The sequence below is a fragment of the Brevibacillus formosus genome, assembly GCF_003013405.1.
In the GTDB taxonomy this organism is placed as follows: Bacteria; Bacillota; Bacilli; order Brevibacillales; family Brevibacillaceae; genus Brevibacillus; species Brevibacillus formosus.
Genome location: NZ_PXZL01000003.1, coordinates 114,978 through 137,280, shown reverse-complemented (window position 1 = coordinate 137,280; position 22,303 = coordinate 114,978). Strand labels below are relative to the sequence as shown.

At 45.9% G+C, this 22,303-nt stretch carries 5 protein-coding genes; all 5 read right to left on the bottom strand.

Annotation, left to right across the window (positions count from 1 at the left end; genetic code table 11):
* Positions 1–20 precede the first annotated feature (20 nt).
* Genes C7R91_RS04335 through C7R91_RS04315 form a run of 5 tightly spaced genes read right to left on the bottom strand, consistent with a single transcriptional unit; the run spans position 21 to position 22,282 of the window.
* Positions 21–833 carry a transglutaminase-like domain-containing protein gene (locus tag C7R91_RS04335; protein WP_047067164.1) on the bottom strand — a complete coding sequence of 271 codons (813 nt, stop codon included), beginning with the start codon at positions 831–833 and terminating at the stop codon, positions 21–23.
* The gene (locus C7R91_RS04330) at positions 826–11,343 is read right to left on the bottom strand and encodes a non-ribosomal peptide synthetase (RefSeq protein WP_047067163.1); all 10,518 of its coding nucleotides are present in this window, start codon (positions 11,341–11,343) and stop codon (positions 826–828) included. The genes C7R91_RS04335 and C7R91_RS04330 overlap by 8 nt, the downstream gene beginning before the upstream one ends.
* Before the next feature lie 7 nt (positions 11,344–11,350).
* Positions 11,351–13,993 carry a non-ribosomal peptide synthetase gene (locus C7R91_RS04325; protein WP_052773355.1) on the bottom strand — a complete coding sequence of 881 codons (2,643 nt, stop codon included), beginning with the start codon at positions 13,991–13,993 and terminating at the stop codon, positions 11,351–11,353.
* A gap of 28 nt (positions 13,994–14,021) precedes the next feature.
* Positions 14,022–20,624: a type I polyketide synthase gene (locus C7R91_RS04320; protein ID WP_047067162.1), complete on the bottom strand. Its 6,603-nt coding sequence runs from the start codon at positions 20,622–20,624 to the stop codon at positions 14,022–14,024.
* 56 nt (positions 20,625–20,680) lie between these two features.
* Positions 20,681–22,282 carry a beta-sandwich domain-containing protein gene (locus C7R91_RS04315; protein ID WP_047067161.1) on the bottom strand — a complete coding sequence of 534 codons (1,602 nt, stop codon included), beginning with the start codon at positions 22,280–22,282 and terminating at the stop codon, positions 20,681–20,683.
* Positions 22,283–22,303: the final 21 nt, after the last annotated feature.

The window sequence follows — 22,303 nt, the reverse complement described above, 5'->3', positions numbered from 1 at the left end:
AGTTTTTTCGAACCATTGCCTTATCCCTTGAAATGAAGGAAATCATGCTCCAAAAACAATGCTTGCAGTTGATCGTGATTTTCATCGGGGTCTTGCAAATAAAGAGCGATCTCATCGAGTAATTGCAACTCTTCCCAGTCCAGCTCGTCCATCTCTTTTTGGCATAGCGGAGGATAATCCCAGTATCTTAATTCGTTGCCGAGAATGGCATTCAGGTCATAGCAGAGATTGTTTCTGATATAGTGCATCCCCCAAGATTTCTTGACCCCAAATAGCTGTGGATTGATTTCTTTGTCACGAGCCATCAACCAGGCATCACCCGCCATGAGGAACTCATCGCCTTGAATATCGATGAGTTCCAAATCGGGGTCTACCCTGATCCATCGTTTCTCGGTATCATCCCACACTTCGCAAATCCAGTGATCAATATATTTTCGGTGATTCTCGGAAAGATAGCATGCAAATCCGACGCGGCAGCGCACCGGGATCCCTTGGGAGCGAAGCATAGAAATCAGGAGCAAAGAATGGAATCGGCAAGAAATAAGTAATCTCTCACTAGGCAATCGGTCAAACGTAATGCCATCTGCGTTGCGTTCTACCAGAGCCTCAAGCATTTCTGTTACCTGGTAAAACTTCTCATCTTCATTTTTTGTAAAATGGGTAAGCGAATGTCTGACCTTTTTTATCATTGTGGGGTGAATCAATTGGCATTTGATGAGGCGGCATAGTTCTGGTAAGCCCCGGGGCAACTCATGAAAGAGATAGCCATATTCGCCGGGATCCGTGTTAGGAGTAAACTTCGTATAATATTGCAGCAGTTCGGCTTTAATCACTTTCAGGGCTCCTCCTTCTTTTGGCGTTTCTTTGTTTGATCCGTTCTCTTCCTTGGTTCCGGGCAATCATGGTTTCGTCCTGCTCTTCATCCTGTTGGTCGTGACTTTCTTCTGTCAAATAAGAGGCAAGCGCGTTAATATTTGCGTACTCAAACATGGTAAGGATTGGGATTTCCCTTTCAAATACCTGTTTCAGCTTGCTGTTGATCATTCCGATCTGGATGGAATTCATACCCATCTCAAAAAAGTTGTCGAGCACGCCTACATGATCAGTTTCCAAAACCTCTTGAATCACGTTGACAATCTTCTCTTCCGCTACGTTCCGAGGAGCTACGTATGCTGTCCCGTTGCTTGTGCTGGTTGGCTTCAGCTTCAGGAGAGTTTGCATATCTACTTTCCCATTAGCGGTCAGCGGCAATTGTTCCACGATAATAAAGTGATACGGTATCATGTAATCCGGCAAGGCTTTAGCCAAGCTTGTCCTGATCTCATTCATAAATGTTTCTTGGTCCTGCGGCGCTGTTTCTGGCACGAGATACGCATACAACCGTTTGTCTGCCTCCCCCGCCACCAAAACAACCGCATTTCTCACCGATTCTATACTTAGCAACCGTGATTCGATTTCTCCTAATTCTATTCTATAACCGCCAATTTTTACCTGCTGATCCTTTCTTCCCAAAAATTCGATCAGCCCATTGCGGTGCAATACTCCATAATCTCCCGTTTTATAGACATATCCGAATTCTGGGTGATGAATAAAGGATTGAATTGTCTTTTCCGCATCATGAAGATAACCGTCCGCAACCCCTTTCCCCCCAATGTAAAGTTCACCCGGCACTGCAATCGGGCAAAGCTGCATCTGCGAATTGAGTACATAGAACTGCTGGTTGGCTAACGGTTTTCCATAATAGATGCTCTTCCATTGGGGATCTACCTCGTCGATTGGATAATAAATCGACCAAATGGAAGCCTCTGTAGCTCCACCTAGACTGACTACTTTCGCAGAAGGGAACGTTTTATTGATCGTTGTCGGCAATGTAAGAGGAATCCAGTCGCCGCTCAGCATCACAAGACGAAGCTGTCCATCACTATCTTCGCTGCCACGGTCCTTTTTCTCCGCTACCACCCGATCCATAATGGCAGGGACAGAATTCCATATCGTTATTTTTTTGTCTGTTAGGGTGTCGGCAAGCTGTGTCATGTTCTTCTGATCTTTCACCAGCACGAGCGTAGCTCCTGCTGCGAATGCTCCAAAAATATCATAGACGGACAAATCAAAGCAGAGGGAAGACACACCTAGAATACGATCGTGGGTCGCAACCTCAAACTTTTGATTGATATCCAGAACGGTATTGGCTGCAGCTTCGTGTCTGATCATGACCCCTTTGGGATTCCCCGTGCTTCCCGATGTGTAAATAACGTATGCCAGGTGCTCCGGCTGTTCGGCGAATGATTGATGGTTCTTTGGATAGCGATCGAGCTCGTTCTTCACGTAAAAATCAGGTTCCAACACGAGTTTGCATTGACTGTGTCTCTGAATGTAATCTACGCGCTCTAACGGGTAGTCAGGGTCAATAGGCACATAGGCGGCACCGCTTTTTAGGACGCCTAACAGATGTGCAAAGGTGACTATTTCCCGTTTGGCAATAACGCCAATGAGGTCTCCCGCGCCTACGCCGATTTGCTGCAAGTAATTAGCCACTTTGTTTGCTTGCTCGTCAAGGTCTAGGTAAGTGATGCTCTCCTGTGCATCTTCTATCGCCACCGCATAGGGAGTTTGTGCAACCGTTTCTTCAAACAGCCCGTGCAACGTTTTTCTCGGAATAGGAGTGGCAGTATCGTTGTATGTGAAAATTGCTTCTTTGTCGGTCTCGGATACCCAGGCCAGCTGTTTTTCGGCTTCATCGTTCAAAATGGCATCGATTCTGGCCAGATACTGTTCAAACATGGTATCGATCACCAAAGGATCAAACAATTCACTGATATAGTCCCAGTTGATTACCATGTTTCCATTGATGAGCGCCACCTGATTATCCAGATAGACTTGAGATGTTTGTGTAATTCCGTTTGTTTGGTTCTCCCTTTCGGATGAATTCTCCACAAGACCATCAGCTTGCTGGTCGCTGTCTCCATTTTCAAACAAAGCACTAGTAAAAACGACCGGCATAAGGGCTTTGTTGCTCATTTCTCTTTGCTTACTGATTTCCCGCATCAGATCAATTCCATCAAAATGGCGATGAGCGAGCGCCTCCATCAGCGTTTTTTGAACTTTGCCTGCTTTCTCCCAGAACGAATCGTTCGGATTCAAATGCACGTCAACTACAATCACGGAAGTAAAATCTCCGATGAGTTTGTCCACATCCGGGTGCATCGGGAGTCGATTAAACAACGTCAAATTGAGGCTGAATGCCACTTGATTGCTCCAATTCGCCAGGACCTCTGTATACGCCGTGCACAAAACAGTCGAAGGGGTCAAATTGTGCTTCTGGGCCACTTTCTTTAACTGCTGCCAGCTCTTCTCCGTATATCGTTTTGATTTTCTTTGAAAATACGGATTTTTAACGTGCATGGGTTGGACCCGTAACGGAATTTCTGGAGCTAGTGGGAAATCGGGCAGCTTGGCCATCCAGTACTCCTTGTCTTGCGAGTACCACTTGCTGTTTTTTAATTGTTGATAACCGATCATATAATCCCGGAAGGAAATAGACAAATCATCGAGCTTCGCTGCATCGTCCTGATAAAGCTCTTGTAATTCTTTTCCTAAGATCTCCAGACTATAGGCATCCATGATGAGCAAATCAAAACTGAGGCATAAAAGACTCTCTTGCTCAGACAAGCGAAACGCTTTGATTTCAAATAGAGGCCATTGATCCGGACGGAAAATAGCGTGGGACATCCGTTCTCTTTCTTTCTTGATCATCTCGGTTTTTTCAACATTTCCGCAAGCCTGCAGATCGCGTATGTCTATGCAGTATTCGGGTACTTCTGCCATAATCTGCTGACGGGCGTCTTCCAAAAAGATCGTCCGAAGCGCGGGATGCCTGCGGATCAAAATATTCAAGCAATGGTTTAGTCGATGAATATCGAGCGTCGTTACGACCTCTTGATACGCATGTGTAGAAATTCCGCCTAACTCAAACCTGCTGCTCCTGCCCAAATAATAGGCCATTTGGACATTCGTTAAAGGAAACGGTTCATGCATTTGACTAGGGTCAGGTATCAGTACGGGCAATTCTGATTCCCGCTCTTCCTGAATCGATTCTCGGATAAAACGGGCAATCGCCTCGATGGTTTGTAGTTCGATAAAGTGTTTAAACTGTAAGGAACCAGAGAAACAATTATTAATTTCATATACAAGCTGCATGATTTGGATGGAATTTCCGCCCAATTCAAAAAATCTTTCCCGAACTCCAAAGTTTTCGATTCGCAACACTTTCTGCCAAATCTCATATAGCTTCGCTTCCACCTCGTCTCTCGGTCCGACAAGGTCCTTTTGCTCCTCCACTACCCCAGTTACCGACGGAAGCGACTTCCAGTCAATCTTGCCGTTGATCGTAAGGGGAATCTTCTCTATCCTCGTGAAGGATTGAGGAATCATATATTCTGGGACAAGTTTACGCAAATACTCGCGGAGTTCATAGCTAGATTCAGCATGGGCAGATGTGAAATAGGCGATAAGCATTTGCTCGTGATGAGCATCTTGTTGTACATGGACGACTGCTTTTTCAATAGAAGGATGGGCATCAAGCAGCTTTTCTATTTCACTCATTTCAATTCGATAGCCCCGTATTTTTACCTGAAAATCTTTTCTTCCCAAATATTCGATCAAGCCGTTCGCCGTCCATCTTGCCATGTCACCAGTACCATAAATTTTTTCGCCTGGCCGAAACGGGTTTTCCGTAAATTTCTCATGGGACAGCTCCGGTTTGTTCTGATAACCCCGTGCTAAACCGTGTCCACCGATAAACAGCATGCCAGGAACCCCGATTGGCTGCGGGACCATCTCCTGGTTGAGGATATAGACTTGGGTATTCTTGAGCGGTCTGCCGATCGTGATCGGACGATCTTCCGTCACTTCCTCAATCGTGGACCAAATCGTCGTTTCTGTAGGGCCATAAAGGTTGTAGACGCGTCCATTTCTCAACAATCTCAGCGCTTGATTTGCCACTGAAAGCGGCAAAGCTTCTCCCCCGATCAGCAAGTAACGTAAGCGACTCAACTGCTCCGCTAAATCCGGCTCAGCCAGCAACAGTTTTAACCGTGACGGTGTGGTTTGCATCACCGTAATTTCCTCGCTTCTGACTAGGCTGGCTAACGAACGAATATCTCGCTGACTTTCTTCATCGGCAATGACTACATGATGACCGGTTAAAAGCGGCAGGATACTCTCTAACCAGAAAATATCGAAAGAAACTGTTGTTAACGATAAAAACCGCTCAGTTTCCCGCAAGGTCAGTACATCCGTGATTCCGTGCAGGAAATTCATTAACGCCCGATGCTCGATTAAAATCCCTTTGGGAAAGCCGGTTGTTCCCGAGGTATACATGCAATACGCTACATCCCTGCTGTTATTCTCAATCGGCAGCGAATCAAGAGGGTTCATATGAATTTTTGGATCGCGCATGTCTATAACCTTGCGATCGTCTGTTGTCTCCACAGTTGTATTGGTCAAAATAACTTGCACGTGGCCGTCTTGAAGCATGTAAGCAATTCTGTTATGTGGCAGGCTCGGATCGACAGGCAAATACGCCCCACCCGCTTTGCTAATAGCCAAGATTCCAACCATCATATCGAACGAACGGGTGGTAATGAGAGCAACCAACTTATTTGGACCGACACCATGCGATTTTAGCGTATAGGCCACTTGATTGGCCCTTCCGTTTAGCTCACGGTACGTCATCGTTTGATTTTGGAACGTTACTGCTGGCTTGTCGGGATACTTTTCAGCCATCGTCTCAAAAAGCTGGTGCACCACAAGATGCTCTGGATATTCACCCGATGTCTGATTAAACCCAGCCAACAATAGCTCCAGCTCTTGGGCATCTACCAAATGAATTTGGCTAATTTTTTGCTTTGGCTGGGCGAGCACCTCTTGCATGATCTTTTGGAAATAGCGAATAAACCGGGAGACAGTTTCTTTTGTAAACAAATTAGTAGAATACTCTACAGTAAAAAACAGCTCGCCCTCCCGTTCCTCGCCATCCAATGTCAAATCAAACCGAGATGAGTTTGCTTTAAATGAATACGGCTCTATTTGCACTCCCTCAAACGGGACGTGCGCGCTACTCGCCTGATGACGGGCGTTTTGAAAGGTAAACATCACATCAAACAGAGGATTTCGGCCAAAATCCCGAGAAAGCTCCACCTGGCTGACGAGCTCTTCGAATGGATAATCTTGATGCTCCAGCGCATGGGACATATTCATTTTGAGCTCACTTAGCAGTTCTGCAAAGCTCATTTCTTTGTTTACAGAACTTCTGACTGGCAGCGTCTGAACAAACATGCCCACGACATTTTGGATATCGCTGTGATTTCTGCCCGAAGTAGGAATTCCTACGATTATATCTTCCTGATCGCTCAGCTTTGCCAAAAGAACTTTCCAAGCAGCAAGCAACACCATATAAAGCGTCACTTCATGAGCGGCAGCGATTTTCTTTATTTCTTCTGCCTGATTTTGCGGTATAGAAAACATCTCCATGCTTCCGCGGTAGGTTTTGAATGCTGGACGAGAAAAATCTGTCGGTAAATCGAGCAACGGAATTTCTCCAGTAAACATGTCTGTCCAATACTTCTGGTCAGCTTGATGGCTTTCTAGTGTTGTTTTTTCCTTTTGCCATTCAGCATAATCCTTGTACTGAATTGATAAGGCAGCCAATCCTGCCGACTGTACATCATTTTGGTAAAGAGCAGTAAATTCTTCGATCAGGATCGCATTGGATGTGCCATCTGTGATGATATGGTGGATATTAAAGACAAGAAGATGACTTTGCTCGCTCTCTTTAAAAATCCCCACCTTCCATGCAGGAGCAACCTCTAAATCAAAGGATTGTATCCACGCTTCGATGTGTGCGTCGTTTATTGGTTCATTGATTTCCCTGTAATCAGGGGTAAATAAGAAAGGTTCATGGATAACCTGTAACAGTTCCCCATCGATTCGTCGGAACGAAGTGCGCAAGCTTTCATGCCTGCGAATGAGCTCATTCAAGCTTTTTTCCAATTTTTCGTAGGACAGCGGCCCCTTAACACGCAATGCAATAATATTGTTGTACTGCTTGTTCTCAACTTCCATTTGACTGAGAAAATAAAGCCTTTTTTGCCCGGAAGTCAAAGGATATCCCGGTTTTATCACTGCCTTTTTAATCTGTGAAAAATCCGTTCGATCTGCCTCGCGAATAAAACGAGCGATGTCTCCAATTGTAGGCTTGTTGAAAAAAGTCGGCAGTGGGAGTTTTACATCCAGTTTTTTATAGAGAAGGGCAATAATCGTAATGGCTTTAAGCGAATCCCCTCCCAGGCTAAAGAAGTCTTCATCACTGCCAATCGATGTAGTTCCCAATACACTACGCCATATGTCCGCTATGGTCTGCTCCAGCTCTGCTTCGGACAGCATTGCACTGCTGATTTTGGCAGGAATCAGTTCTGTTTGGGCAGCTACTGCCGCTTCTTTTTCCAGGATGGATTCTTCGCGAAGCTGATTGCTTTCCTCCATCAAGGCAGGAAGATCAAGGACAGAGACGATGGCCCGGGTGAATTGGTTTTCCAGAATATATTGCAGCACTTCTACACCGTTTTGCGGTGTAATCGCTTCTTCCTCAAACTGCTGCTCGTTGACTTGTCTGTTCATGCCGCGATTTTTTTCCATGGCCGTGACAGACATCCCTACTTGCGCCCAATCGTTCCAGTTGATGGACGCCGTAAAGCCAGGTCGATTCTGCAAGCGATAAGCGACGAACGCATCTAAAAATTCATTTGCTGCGTTATATCCCACTTGGCCGAATTTGCGTCCGTAAATGTAGTTGCCGATCGACGAAAACAATAGAAAGAAATCGAGCGTTCGCCCCATAAAAAGCGTATCCAACACGATAGTTCCCTGTACTTTGGGGAGTAGGATTGGGTCCGTCATTTCTTTTGTTCTTCTTTGAATGACACCTGCATAATCCGGGACTCCCGCTGTGTGCAAGATACCAGTAATTGGCCCAAACTGCGCTTCTGCTTCGTGAATGACTTTTTGCATGGACGAGTAATCAGAGATGTCCACGCTGTATACGTTGATCATTGCCCCTGCCTGTTCCAATGACAGGATCGTACGAATGGTGTTTGATAGCCTATGATCAGGTTTTTCCTTCAGCCATTGCTCCCATTCCTGTCTAGGAGGAAAAGGGGAACGTCCCACTAAAACCAGCCGGGCCTTATATTGTCTGGCCAAATACTCTGCCATGGCAAAGCCCATTCCTCCTAATCCGCCTGTGATCAAGCAGACAAGGTTCTCCTTAAGGAGTGCCAGCTTTCCGGGGTGTTTCACTAGGATAGGCTCTCGAACCGATTCAATCCACCTGCTTTTGCCACGATAAGCCACTTGCTTGTGCGGAAAATCAAAATGAAATTCCCGAATCAAATTTGAAGCCATGTAACTATTTTTCAAGTTGTTTCCTTCTGAAAGCTCGATATCGACAGTGCAAACCTTGCTACCAGGGTACTCGTAAGGAATGATTTTACTTGCCCCCAGCAATACCGCCTTCATCGGGCATATCTGTTCTTCTTGGGTAACGGAATACAACCCGTTTGTCACGATTTGTAACCGAGTATCTTTGTTGCCTGCCTTGCTTCCTATGTATTGGGCAATCTGTAAGAGGTTGTAGAGAAACAACTGCTGACTGGAGTCAACGACTGCCAACTCTGGCTCGATCGGAGGAGTCACCGCCCAAAGATAGCAGATGTACTCCGGTACTACCTCTAGATTTTCCAACAAGCGGTCTAATTCTTTCGGATTTTGCGGATTTACCATGTAATGGTCCGTCGCTACTTTTTGGAAGTGCTCCGCTTGATCGACAAGGATATACTTAACGTCATGTTCCCTTAACTCGTTGGACAACGTTTCTCCCAAACCTGTCTTGTCATTGAAAATAAGCCAGGTCGCGCCATGAGAATAGGTTCCCTCCGCATAGCTTGGCAGATGGGAGCTCTCCCAAGCAGGTACATAAAACCACTTGCGGATGTCTTCCCTTCTTTTGGCCGTATTGCTCTCGCTGTTCAGATGACGACTGGTGAACTGCTCAAATTGGAACAGGTCTCTCTCTACCGGGAATTCCTGGGGTTCAAATGAATAGGTGGGCAAGGAGACGCGATTTCGCTGCTCGTGTTTATAAAATTCATTCCAATCTATTTCGTTGCCATACAGCCACATGGTCCCTAAGGCATTCAGGATGGTATACGAATTCATCTTCTCCAGCCAAATATGTATCGTATCGGTTTCCATTTTCTTACTGCTCGTGTGCTCATCTTTGGTTGAACCAAAGAACATATAAATGGCTTCTGGATTGGAAATGTCACGATTGTTCTCCGAGTGGACAAAGGTGTCAAGCGCCGGTTTATCTACCAGTGTGAAGATAGCCTCTTCGAAGGAAAGACCGCCAGTCAAGCAATCGACCAGCAGTTTGCCCTTTCCGTATCCAAGCGTGCCCTCCGACTTGATGCCCCATTCTCTGAACAACATCGTAATGGCATAGTAGAGAATAAAGCGCACAACGTCGCCATACTTTTCCTCACGCAGGTGCTCCGTTGTTAGCGTATCCGCTCGGTCTGATGCTTGCCGATTCAGGAGGAGCAGCGCTTGCTCTATGATTCGTTTGACCGTAGGCTCTTCTTGACATAATTGAACGATTTCTTCAAATTCACTATCTCCCCAGTTGTCATCGGAAAAATCAGGGTACACGAAAATGACAGGAAGATTCAGCTTTGTTAGACCCGCCTTACACTTGCCCGCTGAGAAGCGGACCGGTTCCGCTACTGTCGGGTTGCAAAGTGCTACATCTCGAAACGGAAAATGCTTCCGGCCCACCTGTAGCGAATAGGCAATATCTTCAAGACGCACATCCGGATTTGCATGCATATAGTCCTCAACATTTTGCTTATATCGCTCCAGGGCTTGCTCTGTTTTTGCAGAGAGCAGAATCAGCTGCCATTTCCGTCCAGAAGATGATTCTGGCGAGGCTGGGGCTTCCTCGATAATCACATGAGCATTTGTCCCCCCGATTCCAAAAGCGCTGATCCCCGCCCGGATAGGCTCGTGCGTTTTCTTCCATTCTGTCAGCTTATCGTTGATGTAAAACCCCTTTTCAATCACGTTTAAATGAGGATTCGGGGTTTGAAAATGAAGGGAAGGCGGAAGCATGCGATGCTTGATAGACAGCACTGTTTTGATGAAGGAAGCGATTCCGGCTGCGCTATCCAAATGTCCAACGTTTGCCTTTACCGAGCCAAGTGCGCACGAATGCTTCTGAGAAGGTTGATAGGCGAGCTCCAGGGCTTCGAGCTCAATGGGATCGCCAAGCGGTGTCCCTGTACCATGGCATTCAATGTAATCAACGCTCTCTGGCGTCACTTCCGCGACTTTGAGAGCGGTTCGGATTACTTCCGCTTGTCCGAGGGTGCTCGGCGCTGTAAACCCGCTTTTTTGCAAACCATCATTGTTGATAGCGGAGCCTTTGATCACTGCATATATCTGATCACGATCGTCTATGGCATCTTGCAATCTCTTTAATACGACAACCCCTGCTCCATCTCCGCCAACGATGCCCTTTCCGTTCGCATCAAACGCCTTGCATTTGCCGTCTGGAGATAAGATCATCCCTTCCTGATAAACATACCCGCTTTTTCCAGGCAGAGTGACAGTAACCCCGCCAGCCAAAGCCATATCGCATTCGCCGTTCAGGAGTGATTGAGCCGCCATATGAACAGCAACTAGCGAAGTCGAGCAAGCGGTATAAATCGTCAAGGCAGGCCCTTTGAGATTTAATTTGTGAGCGATCCGCAAGCTCAAATAGTCTTTATCCACGAGCTGGGTGGCTGCCCAGTGGCCGATAGCTTCACTTTTTCCTGACAGGCTCATAAGCCCTTCCCACATATGGTTCGGGGAAGCTCCTGCGAATAGACCAATCAGCTTTTGGTCAACCTCGGCAGCATAGCCGGCATCCTCCAGTGCTTCCCAGATGCACTCATGAAAGACTTTCATTTGGGGGTCCATGAGCTCCGCTTCCAGTGGCGTATAATCAAAAAAATGGGCATCGAAGCGATTCCCGCTCTCCAGATACCCCTTTGCCTTGACGTATTCTTCACTATTGATTGCTTTCGGATCTACGCCAGCCTCGATTAGCTCGGCTTCCGAAAATGTTTGGATGGAATGAACCCCATTTTTCAAGTTTTCCCAGTACGCCGCAATCGTGTTCGCTCCTGGAAATCTCCCCGACAGGCCGATTACTGCAATTTCCAAACCATTGTATTGGTGTCCCATATCATCCCTACTTTTTTAACAGACGTAATTTTTGCAATCTCGTTCTTTTCCCTTCTTCGATAGAATCGAGTCGGGCGTCGACTTGCAACTTCTGGACCGTGACCTCAGCTTCCAATACCTTTGCTAGCATGCTGACAGTGGGGTAAGTGAACAGCGTAACGACTGATATCTCTTGTCCTAACTGCTCAGTCAATTCCTTGCTGATTTTAATCACATCAAAAGAAGTTCCACCTAAATCAAAGATCGTAGAATGAATGCCGATTGGATCCGTTCTGAGAACCTTGCTCCACACCTCGGCTATCTTTTTTTCCATATCTGTGTTCGGTTGAACGAATTCATGCTTTCCGCTCTGCTTGAATTCCATTTGGCGGAGTTGGGTATTATCCACTTTTCCATTAATCGTTAATGGTATGCTTTCGAGCTGAAGGATGAAGGACGGAATCATATAATCGGCGACCCGCGTTTGCAGATATTGCCTGATTTCCACCGGATCGAAGCGGTCTTCCTTCTTCTCTTTCATTACCACATAGGCACAAAGAATTTTGGTATCTTCTTCGATTTCCCGCGCCATCACCACTGCCTCTTGAATAGCCTCCATGGTTAAAAGATGAGAACGCACTTCATCCAGTTCGATCCGAAATCCTCGGATTTTTACCTGTTTGTCACGGCGCCCGATGTATTCTACTTCCCCATTGGGCAAATACCTGCCCAAATCGCCGGAGCAATAGAGGCGTTCCATCCGGTCTCCAATCTGGCGAAGCTGAAACCGTTCCTTCGTCAATTCAGGTTTGTTTAAATAGCCACGAGCGACCCCTTCGCCGCCAATCCACATTTCCCCGACGACTCCGATTGGCACCGTTTCGCCTTGTCGGTTACATACATACAATTGGACAGTAGAAAAAGGGACGCCGATCAGCTTTTTATTCTCTTGAATCTGTTGTGAGGTCACTTCTTTATAGGTCGTATGGACGGTCGTTTCCGTAATGCCGTACATATTGATCAGTTTGGTTTCGGGATATTTGTCATACCAGGCAGCAAGCTTCGCAGGCAGCAGAGCCTCCCCGCCAAAAATGACATACCGCAAGCAGAGTCCTTTGTCAGGCGTTTTCAGCTCTTCCTCGATAAACTGGTAAAAGGAAGAGGGAGTCTGGTTCCAAATCGTTACCTTTTCTTCTCTTAATCGCTGTACCAATTGCCGGTAATCTCTTTTTTGCAAATGGGGGAGCACCACCAACTTGCCTCCATGAAGCAATGCCCCGAAAATCTCCCAAACAGAAAAATCGAAACCGAACGAGTGAAACAGCACCCAAGTATCGTGACAGGTAAAATCAAACCTGTTATTTTCATGGAAAAACAAACGAACCACATTTCTGTGCTCAACCATGACTCCTTTGGGGTTACCTGTTGTTCCGGAAGTATAAATAATGTAGGCCAGATGATTCGGATCATGAACGGGCTCAAGATTGGTATCGGGATAAAGAAGCAGCTTGTTATCGTCAACAAACATCACTTCACCGCTAAAATGGCTGACGAGCTCCTGTGATGTTTGTGTAAGGATATGTGCAGCCTGGCTGTCTTTTAACATATATTCCATTCTGTGTGCTGGAAGGTCCGGGTCGATCGGCAAGTAAGCGCCCCCCGCTTTTCCTATGGCTAAGATACCTATGAGCATTTCTAAAGAAGGCGGCATGAGAAGAGCAACGATCGATTCCGTGGTTACTCCTCGCTCCCGTAAATAATGGGCCAATTGATTCGCTTTTTGATTCAATTGTTCATAAGACAACTGCTCTTTTTCAAAAACAACTGCTGTATGGTTCGGATAGGTTCTGACACATTCCTCAAAAAGAGACGGGATGGTCGCCTTTTCCGGAAAATCGGCAGCCGTCTCATTGATCTGCGTGAGTATCTCCCAATCTCTCTTTGTGAGGATGGTGAGCTCTTTCAGAGGTGCTTTCGGGTTATTAATAGAATTTTCTAACAAAACTAATAAGTGCTCCATCAAAACCTCGACCATCTCTTTATGGTAGAGCGAGGCATTGTAATGAATGCGAGCGCTGAGTTCTTCCAGCTTCCTGTCAAACACCAGGACAAGATTGGAAGACGCCCTGGCGAGATATTGCGGATCTTGAATGTTTTCTAAAATAACGGAGACGTCCAGAAAGTCCAAATCTTGATTGCCGTTTTTCAGGATTAACTCGATTGGATAGTTTTGATGTTCGATCGCTTCTGAAACGATTTGTTTGACTTGGCTGATCACTTCAACCAGACTCATTTCATTGGTGACCGTTATCCGAATCGGAAGTATAGTATTGATAAATTCCTCCTCCGCTTGTTGTCGGTAGATGCTTGTGCCCAACACAATATCTGTTTGTCCCGTATGCTTCATCAGCAATATGGCTGTATACGCCAGCAGCAATACATGCAATCTAGCATCGGAATGGTTGCTTATTTTTACCAGTCGATTGGCATAATCACCTGGGAGGGAATAGTCTATCGATTCCATACGAGACTCTGGCCCTTGAGCGTCTTTGTTGCCGTCAAAAAAGCAGCTCTTCTCTACCGTGCCTGCCATCTTTTCCTGCCAATACTCATACTCTTTTTTATATACGTCATTTAAATATGACACGTTCGTATAGAAATTACCTCCCATACGCTACCACCCCTATGCTTTCGATTGCTTAGAAAACGAAATCGTTTCCATCTTGCAGCAGTACCTCTGCCCTTGCTTTCACAAGACCTGCATCCAGTATGATGTCTTTTACCAACATGTCCGGATTCTCGACCACTTGCTTGGCAATGTCCAGAAAATGGCCGGTCATTGTTTTTATCGTTTTTCGGGTAAACAAATCTGTTGAATATTCCATACGCAATTCTATTCTATGCTCATAATCGTACACCCAAAGGGTCAAATCGAATTTCGAAGAAGGATTACGGAAAGGATAACGCTTGAGTCGGACTTGATTCATCGTAATTTCGGCTGGCTTGAAATCTGGCAGCACGAGCATGACGGTGAACAATGGATGGGTACTTAACTGATGAGTCAGCCCCAATTTTTCCACCAAAATTTCAAACTGTACATCCTGATTCTCAAAGAGTTGCAGGCTTTTCTCTTTTACTTCCACCAGATAATCCTGAAAGCTGGCGCTTGTCTCAAGCCGAGAATAGAAAGGCAGCACATTGGCAAACATGCCAACCATTTGTGCCAGATCAACGTGATTTCTTCCGGCGAGGCTCGCTCCCATAATCATCTCTTCTTGTCCTGTATATTTCTGCAGTAATACGTTGAAGATAGCCAGCATGTTCATAAACAAAGTTGTCGTGTTTCGCTTCATGCCCTCTTTCAGCTTCGCAGTTAACTCTTCTTCCATATAGAACGAATAAATATCGCCGCGATAGCTTAGTACAGACGGTCGTGGAAAATCGGTTGGAAGCAATGCCTCCTGCACTTTACCAGATAATTGCTGGAGCCAGTACTCTGTTTGTTTGTCATATTCCCCTCGTCTAATCATTTCATTTTGCCACGCAACAAAATCGACATAATTCAACGTGACGGCTTGCAGCTCCTCGGACTGACCATTATAGAACTGGATCAACTCGTTCTGCAAAATCGAAACGGAGATATTATCCGCGACAATATGGTGGATATCAAATAGCCATACATATTTTTGTGTTTCGTACCGGATCACTTTTACACGCATTAAAGGAGGGTTCCGCAAGTCAAAAGGCTGCATAAATTGTTCAACCGCCTGTTGTAATTCCCCTTCCGCCATAACTACGTACTCCACTTGTAATTCAACCTTGTCTGCAATGATCTGTACAATTTCGCCATCTATGACGTCAAAGCCTGTCCGTAAGATGGCGTGCCTCTGAATGACCTGCTCAAAGGCGTATTGCAATTTGCCAAGATCAAAATCTCCTTCCATGTAGGTAATTTCCGGAATGTTGTAAGCGATGTTATCTGGTTGAACCTGCTGCTGGAAAAACAGCCGTTTTTGCGCAGAAGACAAAGGATAGTATGCTTGCGGAGCAGTTTTCTTGATCCCCGTATATTCCTGTGCGATATGATACGTATCCATAATGTATCGCGCCAGCTTTTCCACTGTGGTTGAATGAAAAAATACCGTGATCGGGATTTTTATGTTGCTTGCTTGGTACAGTCGCTCGGCAACCGTCAATACTTTTAGCGAGTCTCCCCCAAGCTCAAAAAAGTCAGCGTCACCGGAAATATGTTCATGGCCCAACACAGCCTGCCAAATACTTGTGATGATCCCTTCCACTTCTTCTAGCGATAGGCTCAGTTTGTTGGCAACAGTCTTGTCGAACGCAGAAGACAAGCTGCTGCTTTGATCAAATGGGGTGACTTTCTCCTGTTTGTATGCTTCGAGGCGTTTCGGCAAATCTACTGTTGATACGATGAGTTGGTGATACTCAGTAGCGAGTGCAGTATGAAAAAGCATGAGTCCTTCTTCTGGAGTCAACGACGTGACCGAATTAGATAGCGCTTCTTCTTCCGAGCGGTCAGGGACTGTCTTAACCATCGGCAGGCCCAGGCTGTCTGTCTGATGATCCGAGCTGACTGCTGCCACCTGGTAGCCCTCTATTTCAATGATGCCCCTCCCCTGTTCATCCATAATCGTCAGATCAAACTCCACGATTTTGTTGGTCGGCTGAGTCCCTGACTGGCTACGAATATGACTGTACACTTTTTCCGGAACTTTTCCGTGGATTATGATGCTTTTGAACGAAAACGGTACGTATTCGCCGTCGCTCGTTTTGGCATGATCCATATGAACCAAAGCAACGTCGATGATAGCCGGATGGAAATGATACGAAACTACATCCCCCACAAACTCTTGTGGCAGCTCGATAAGAGACAGTCCTTGCTGTGAAGTGAATTTCCCCCAGCAATAGCTGTTCCAGCGTGGCCCGTACGTCAATTTACTTTCCCGCAGGTTATTGTAATCGTTTTTGCCATAATTGTTTTGATCGCAGGCATCGCTGATGGCCGTGAGTTGATAATCACGTGGATGGATGCGCCCTACGCCAATATGACCGCGTGCATGTGTGATCCAGCTAGCGTTTTGTGTGCCCGAATCACTTTCGATCGTAAACTGATAACCGTTATTTTCTCGTACCAATACGGTTCGGACATAAATATCGGCGCCGTCTTGCAATACAAGTGGCGTCAAAAAAAACACATCTTGGATGTGCATGGCAGTTTCTAAGTTGGGGTTCAAAGCTTCATAGGCGGCGCATGCCATTTCCACATAACAAGTCCCTGGGAGCACGGCTTTGTCTCCTACCCGATGTTCATCCAAAACCCAGTCTTTGTTCGTCTGAAAATGAGAAACGAAAGTCGTACGCCCCGTATTTTCTTTCACGAAATACTGGAAGAATGGGTGCTCCATCTCCTTATACGAAATTCCAGGAAGCACAGAGCTGTCTGGACGAAATGATGATGAAAGGCTCGCCATTCCGGTATCTTCCCACGTATCCCAATTAATTGTTTGTGTGAAGAAACCCTTTTTAGTATTCGCCCTGGAAAAAGCATCCAGAAAGGCATTAGCTGCACTGTACGCGACCTGTGCTGTCGGAGCAAGTACCGAGCTCAATGAGGAAAAGAGCAAAAGGAAGTCGATAGGCAGTGTCAACTGTTCAATCACTTTTTGCAAGACCGCGGTTCCATAAACCTTTGTCGCAAACACGGATTCACACATCTCTCTGGTTCTTCTCTGAATGACAGCTCCATCGGGAACACCAGCTATATGGATAATACCGTTGATCGCCTTGTTTTTCTCCAGAATGTCGTTAAGAATCTGCGAGATTTGACTTTCATCCGTTATGTCTGCTTGATACAGGTGGACTTTCTTGGCCGAAGCCTTCAGCTCCCGCAGGATTGAAATTTTTTTGCTTACAGGGTCCTCTTCTCCATGAAGTTCATGCCAGTTATCCCACTCTGTTTCAGGCAAAAAATGCGAACGGTTGATCAAAATCAGCGTCGCTTGATATTTTTGGGCCAAAAATTTTGCTACATGTAGTCCAATTGCTCCCAGGCCCCCGGTAATAACATAGACTCCACCCTGCTTGAGCCGTTGAGAAGTCGTCGTAGTAACAGATGTCGACAGATGAATTTGCTTGTACGCAGGCTCCCAGATGTACGCATGTCGAATAGCAATCAGATCATTTACGCCCTCTTGATTGTCCACCTGCTGCAGTAACATTCGGATTACATGCTGATTTTTGCGGCGGTCGGCATCGATCAACCTGCAAACGATATGATCATATTCTTTGGGGATGACGCGAACTGGACCTAACAGTGTAGCCTTAGCTGGTACGACAGTCTCATCTCCGATGACTTCAAAAACTTCGCTAGCCACGATGTCGATGGCAATTGTTTGCTGTAGCTGAAGCTGTCCAATTGCTCGGGCTAGGTTCAATAACGTGTGGTAGCCTAACCGATTCCATTCTTGCGCTTCCCATTGTCGATTGGGAGCCTCAGCCTCATGCTGGAAGCACCAGAAATGAACTATCTTCAGAGGCCTGTCGTCTGGAATAGGCAGCTTCTTTATGAGTTTGACCAGATCGTCTTGACTATCAGGGTTTACTGTATAGGTCTCTCCCCCATGGTGTGTAAATACTTCTCCCATTTCGATACAGACGACTGTATGGCCTGAATTTTTAATTTGTTCGATCCAATCGATTACTTCGGGATCTTGTGTAGCGAAAACAACAAATAAACAAGGAGGGAGCTCCTTTGCTGTCTCCTTGTCATCTGAACGTGTCCACGATGGAATGTACAGCCAATCTTCGGGTTTCTTCTTGACAATCTCGCTATCGTCTTGGTCCTTCAACAGATTTGTCAGTTTTCTGAGTTGCTGGGCTTCTACCCCATATTTTTTCCGCGTAAAAGGATAGGTCGGCAGAGAAATGCGAGATTTTCTTTGATGCTTGTTCATCTCTTCCCATTTTATTGCGCAGCCATTTGACCATAAGTGACCAATCGATTCAAGAAGCTGATGCTCGAACCCGGAATTTCCTTGCAAAAGAGAAAGAGAAGTAGACTGGCTTTCGTTTTCGATTGCTGCGCCATCTGTCCCAAAAAGAAGCTTTTGGGCTTTGGCGCCCGTTTCCTGCCATGCTACAAGTGAGCCTTGTCGGTTAACGCTCTCTCCTAAACGGTTCACCCAGTAGTCTGGCAGGATCACTTCGTGGGAAATCGTTTTCCCCGTATCGTAAGACATCACAGGTATGGAAGGCTGAGAGAGGTGTGTAAAGTGAAATGCTTCAAACAGCTCCGCCTGGAGTGCCTCCAGCAAAAACAGATCGTCTTCGTTCCCCCTCAGTTCATCCAGGAGCTGCCCTCTTTTTTCTACCAACATCAATGCATCTTCTAGCGAGAAAACATCGGCGAGACAACTTGCGACATACTCTCCGATTCCCACTCCCATAACAACTGTAGGTTGTACTCCGATTCGGCTCAACCATTTGGATAATGCCAGTTGGAAGAGAAAGGGCAGAATCTGCTCGTGTTGAGCCTGACTTTTCACATCGAACAAAGTCGTTTTTGTGATTCCCAGTATCTCGCATGTTTGAAGCAAGAGTGCTTCAAAATCTTCATGGCAATACGTGTTACGTAAACCCGCTTGATAAAGAGTAGCTGCTCTTTTGGGATCTATTTCGGAAAATACAAAATATGTTTGCGGGACTGCCTTCTTCGTTTCCGTGCCAATGGCTTGCATACTTTTCGAGCGCAGTGCAACGCATGCATCTTGAATAGTTGCGCAAGCCACATGCCGGCGATAGGAAAAATGCGCCCGTCCCATTTGCAAGGTATACGCGATGGCGGAAAGGTCTGCACCTGGATTTCCTTTAGCATATTTGACAAAGTCATCAATCGCGTGATCCAGCTCTTCTACTGTCTTTGCGGAGAATACCAAAAGCTTGCTCTGGTCCGCTTCTGGCTGAACGCTCCGCGGGGATGGTGCTTCTTCCAACACAACGTGCGCATTCGTTCCACCCACTCCAAAAGAACTGACACCCGCTCGTAGAGGTCCCGTTGAATTAACCCATTCTGTTGCTTGGTCTACCAGATAAAAAGGGGTATTTTCCAGCTCAAGATTTTGATTCGGCTTGGAAAAGTGCAAGGTAGGCAGCAAACACTTTTTGTCGATCGCCAATACTGTCTTGATCAACCCGGCAATCCCGGCTGCGCTGTCGAGGTGACCGATATTCGTTTTGACTGAGCCAAGCCCACAGTAATTTTTTCTGCCCGTTTGAAAAGCTTTGGTCAGTGCTTTGACTTCAATCGGATCACCTAACGCTGTCCCGGTTCCGTGTGCCTCGATGTAACTGATCGTGGTCGGGTCCACGGCGGCCACACGATGAGCAGCCCGAATGACTTCTACTTGTCCGTCTACGCTTGGAGCGGTGTATCCGACTTTGCGATTGCCATCGTTATTGATTGCAGTCCCTTTAATGACCGCATAAATATGGTCCTTATCGCGCAAGGCATCTTCCAAGCGCTTTAAAATCACCAATCCGATTCCATTGCCCACTACTGTTCCCGTGGAGTTGGCATCAAAAGCTCGACAATGACCGTCTGATGACAAAATCATCCCATCCTGATAGATATATCCATATTTGCTGGGGGTAGTGATGGATACTCCGCCTGCTACTGCGAGGTCGCATTCACCACTGACCACCCCTTGACAAGCTACGTGAACAGCAACCAATGACGTGGAACACGCAGTAAACAAGGTATAGCTGGGTCCGGTCAAATGCAGTTTATAGGATACTCTTGTGCTCATTAAATCTTTGTCATTCAAGTGGGCGATTTCAAACTCCTCGGCTCCGTTGTGAGAGCCTGCCGATATCGATAGCGCCTCCCAACGAAAGTGGGGACGCCCCCCCACATATACACCAATGGAGTCATTTGTCACTCCTGGAGGATAGCCCGCATCTTCGAGTGCTTTCCATGTATGCTCATGCAACAATCGGGTCTGTGGGTCCATATATTGCGCTTCATTTGGCGTATATCCGAAAAAGTTATGATCGAAATAATCACTCTCGTCAAGATATCCTTTTGCTTTCACGAAGTCCTTCCTTTTGTACACTTCTGCTAGAACTCCGGCCTCTTCTAATTCTTTATTTGAAAAAAAAGAGATACTCTCTACGCCATTCTTGACGTTTTGAAAAAACTGCTCAAGGTCTTTGGCCCCCGGAAAAGCACCCGACATTCCAATGATGGCGACCTCTAACCCTGTTCGTGTGTCCTCATTCATGGTTACCCTCCTTTTCTCTTGGTTTCATATCTAAGCAGCAGCTTTTCCGGGCATGCTTATTCCTCTGCCATCATGGTCATGGCAAAGATATGTATATTTGGACAATCGGGCAACTTTATACGCAATATTTTTTTTCGCTGATTCAGTTCGTATTTTTGTACCAACAGCCTCACGGGGAACTCCAGAATTTTGACCTCTCCCCCTTTACGTTGCGCGCCTTTTCCTACCCATGCTGTTGTTTCACCGAATATCGGCTCCAAATACCAATCGGTAAATTGGATTGGAATGTAGCTAACTTCGTTGTCTTCATACAAGATCTCAATTCTCTCCGCGTAACTTCCGCACTCTGAACATCCTAAGAGCATAATGCTCGAATAATAGCCTTCAGGAACCTTCATGTCTTGCCCAGCACAAGAGATATTATCGTTTATATTCTCGCCAAACGCAGAAAGAGAAAATTTCATCCCTTCTACGTCCCATATCGTCTGATCCGGCGGTTGATCGATCAAAAAATACTCGCCCATCAGAGTCAAATCTGCTCTACAAGCAGGGGAAACCAACTGACTGAACCCTTTATTATTGCAATAATCCGAGATATCCATGTATTTCATCTTTCTGTGCTCAGTAGCCGTTCTCCCATGCTCTGCTTTTTCATCTACCTGATTATTCTGTGGTCTTTCTTCACAAATGGATCGTAGCTTTACGGCAATCGTTTCTTCCAGTTCTGCTACCATTCGTATTTTACTAGCAGCTCGCTGTATTAATTGGCTGTCACTCGATTGATAATATGCTTTGGTAATCATCGATAAGATAGTGCTCCACTGTGCAGCAGCATATGCTAGATCATTGATCAATGGAGCTAAGTCATCTACCTGGTACTTTGTTTTCACATACTGCAATGCGGTTGAAAAATGTTTTCTGCCGTTACTGATCGAGTACAATACGGTTAACAAGGGAGACATCCATACCTCTTTTGATCCGTTAAACTCGTCCTCGACAGTAGGCAAGTACTCCAAAACTTCGGCAAAACTTCTCATCATATCAAATGAATTCGTTTCCTGATTCTGAAAGAGTGTCCGGCTCAATGCTTGTATGATGAGTTGTTTCCATTCAACGCCTTCGATAGCATTTGGAAGTTTTCGGAATAACGCAATCCCTCTGTATTCATGCTTAAAACAATGTTCAATCGGAATCGTTACATTTTTCTTTTCATAAAAGCAATCTACTAGCGTATAGCAATGATTCTCCGGATCCACCCCTACGATTAAACCCGTATGAATGGAATGGTATTTCTGGTAACCATGACTCCACTGACAATAATAGGAATCCAAATCAAAGGCAACCGGCCTAGATTCTTTCAGCTCGCTTTCCACAATAGCGACTGTATCCTGCAAGGACTTATTCCCCATAACAATGATTTCGATGCCATGAACTTGCTTCAACAAAGTCAGCATGTCTCCAATGCCTGACGTAATGCTCTGGTATAGCTTCCCTGAATTTTTCCATTGTGATAAGTCGAATGTAAACCCCCACGATTCTAAAAACATAAGTTCATAGTCACGCTTCCACCAAGAAGCGACTGTAACGATGGTGTCCTCTTTGCAATTTCTCGATTCATGATGAAGGGGGGTAATGTCTAGGTCTAAGATTGCGTTCACAATTGATCACCTTTTTTAGTT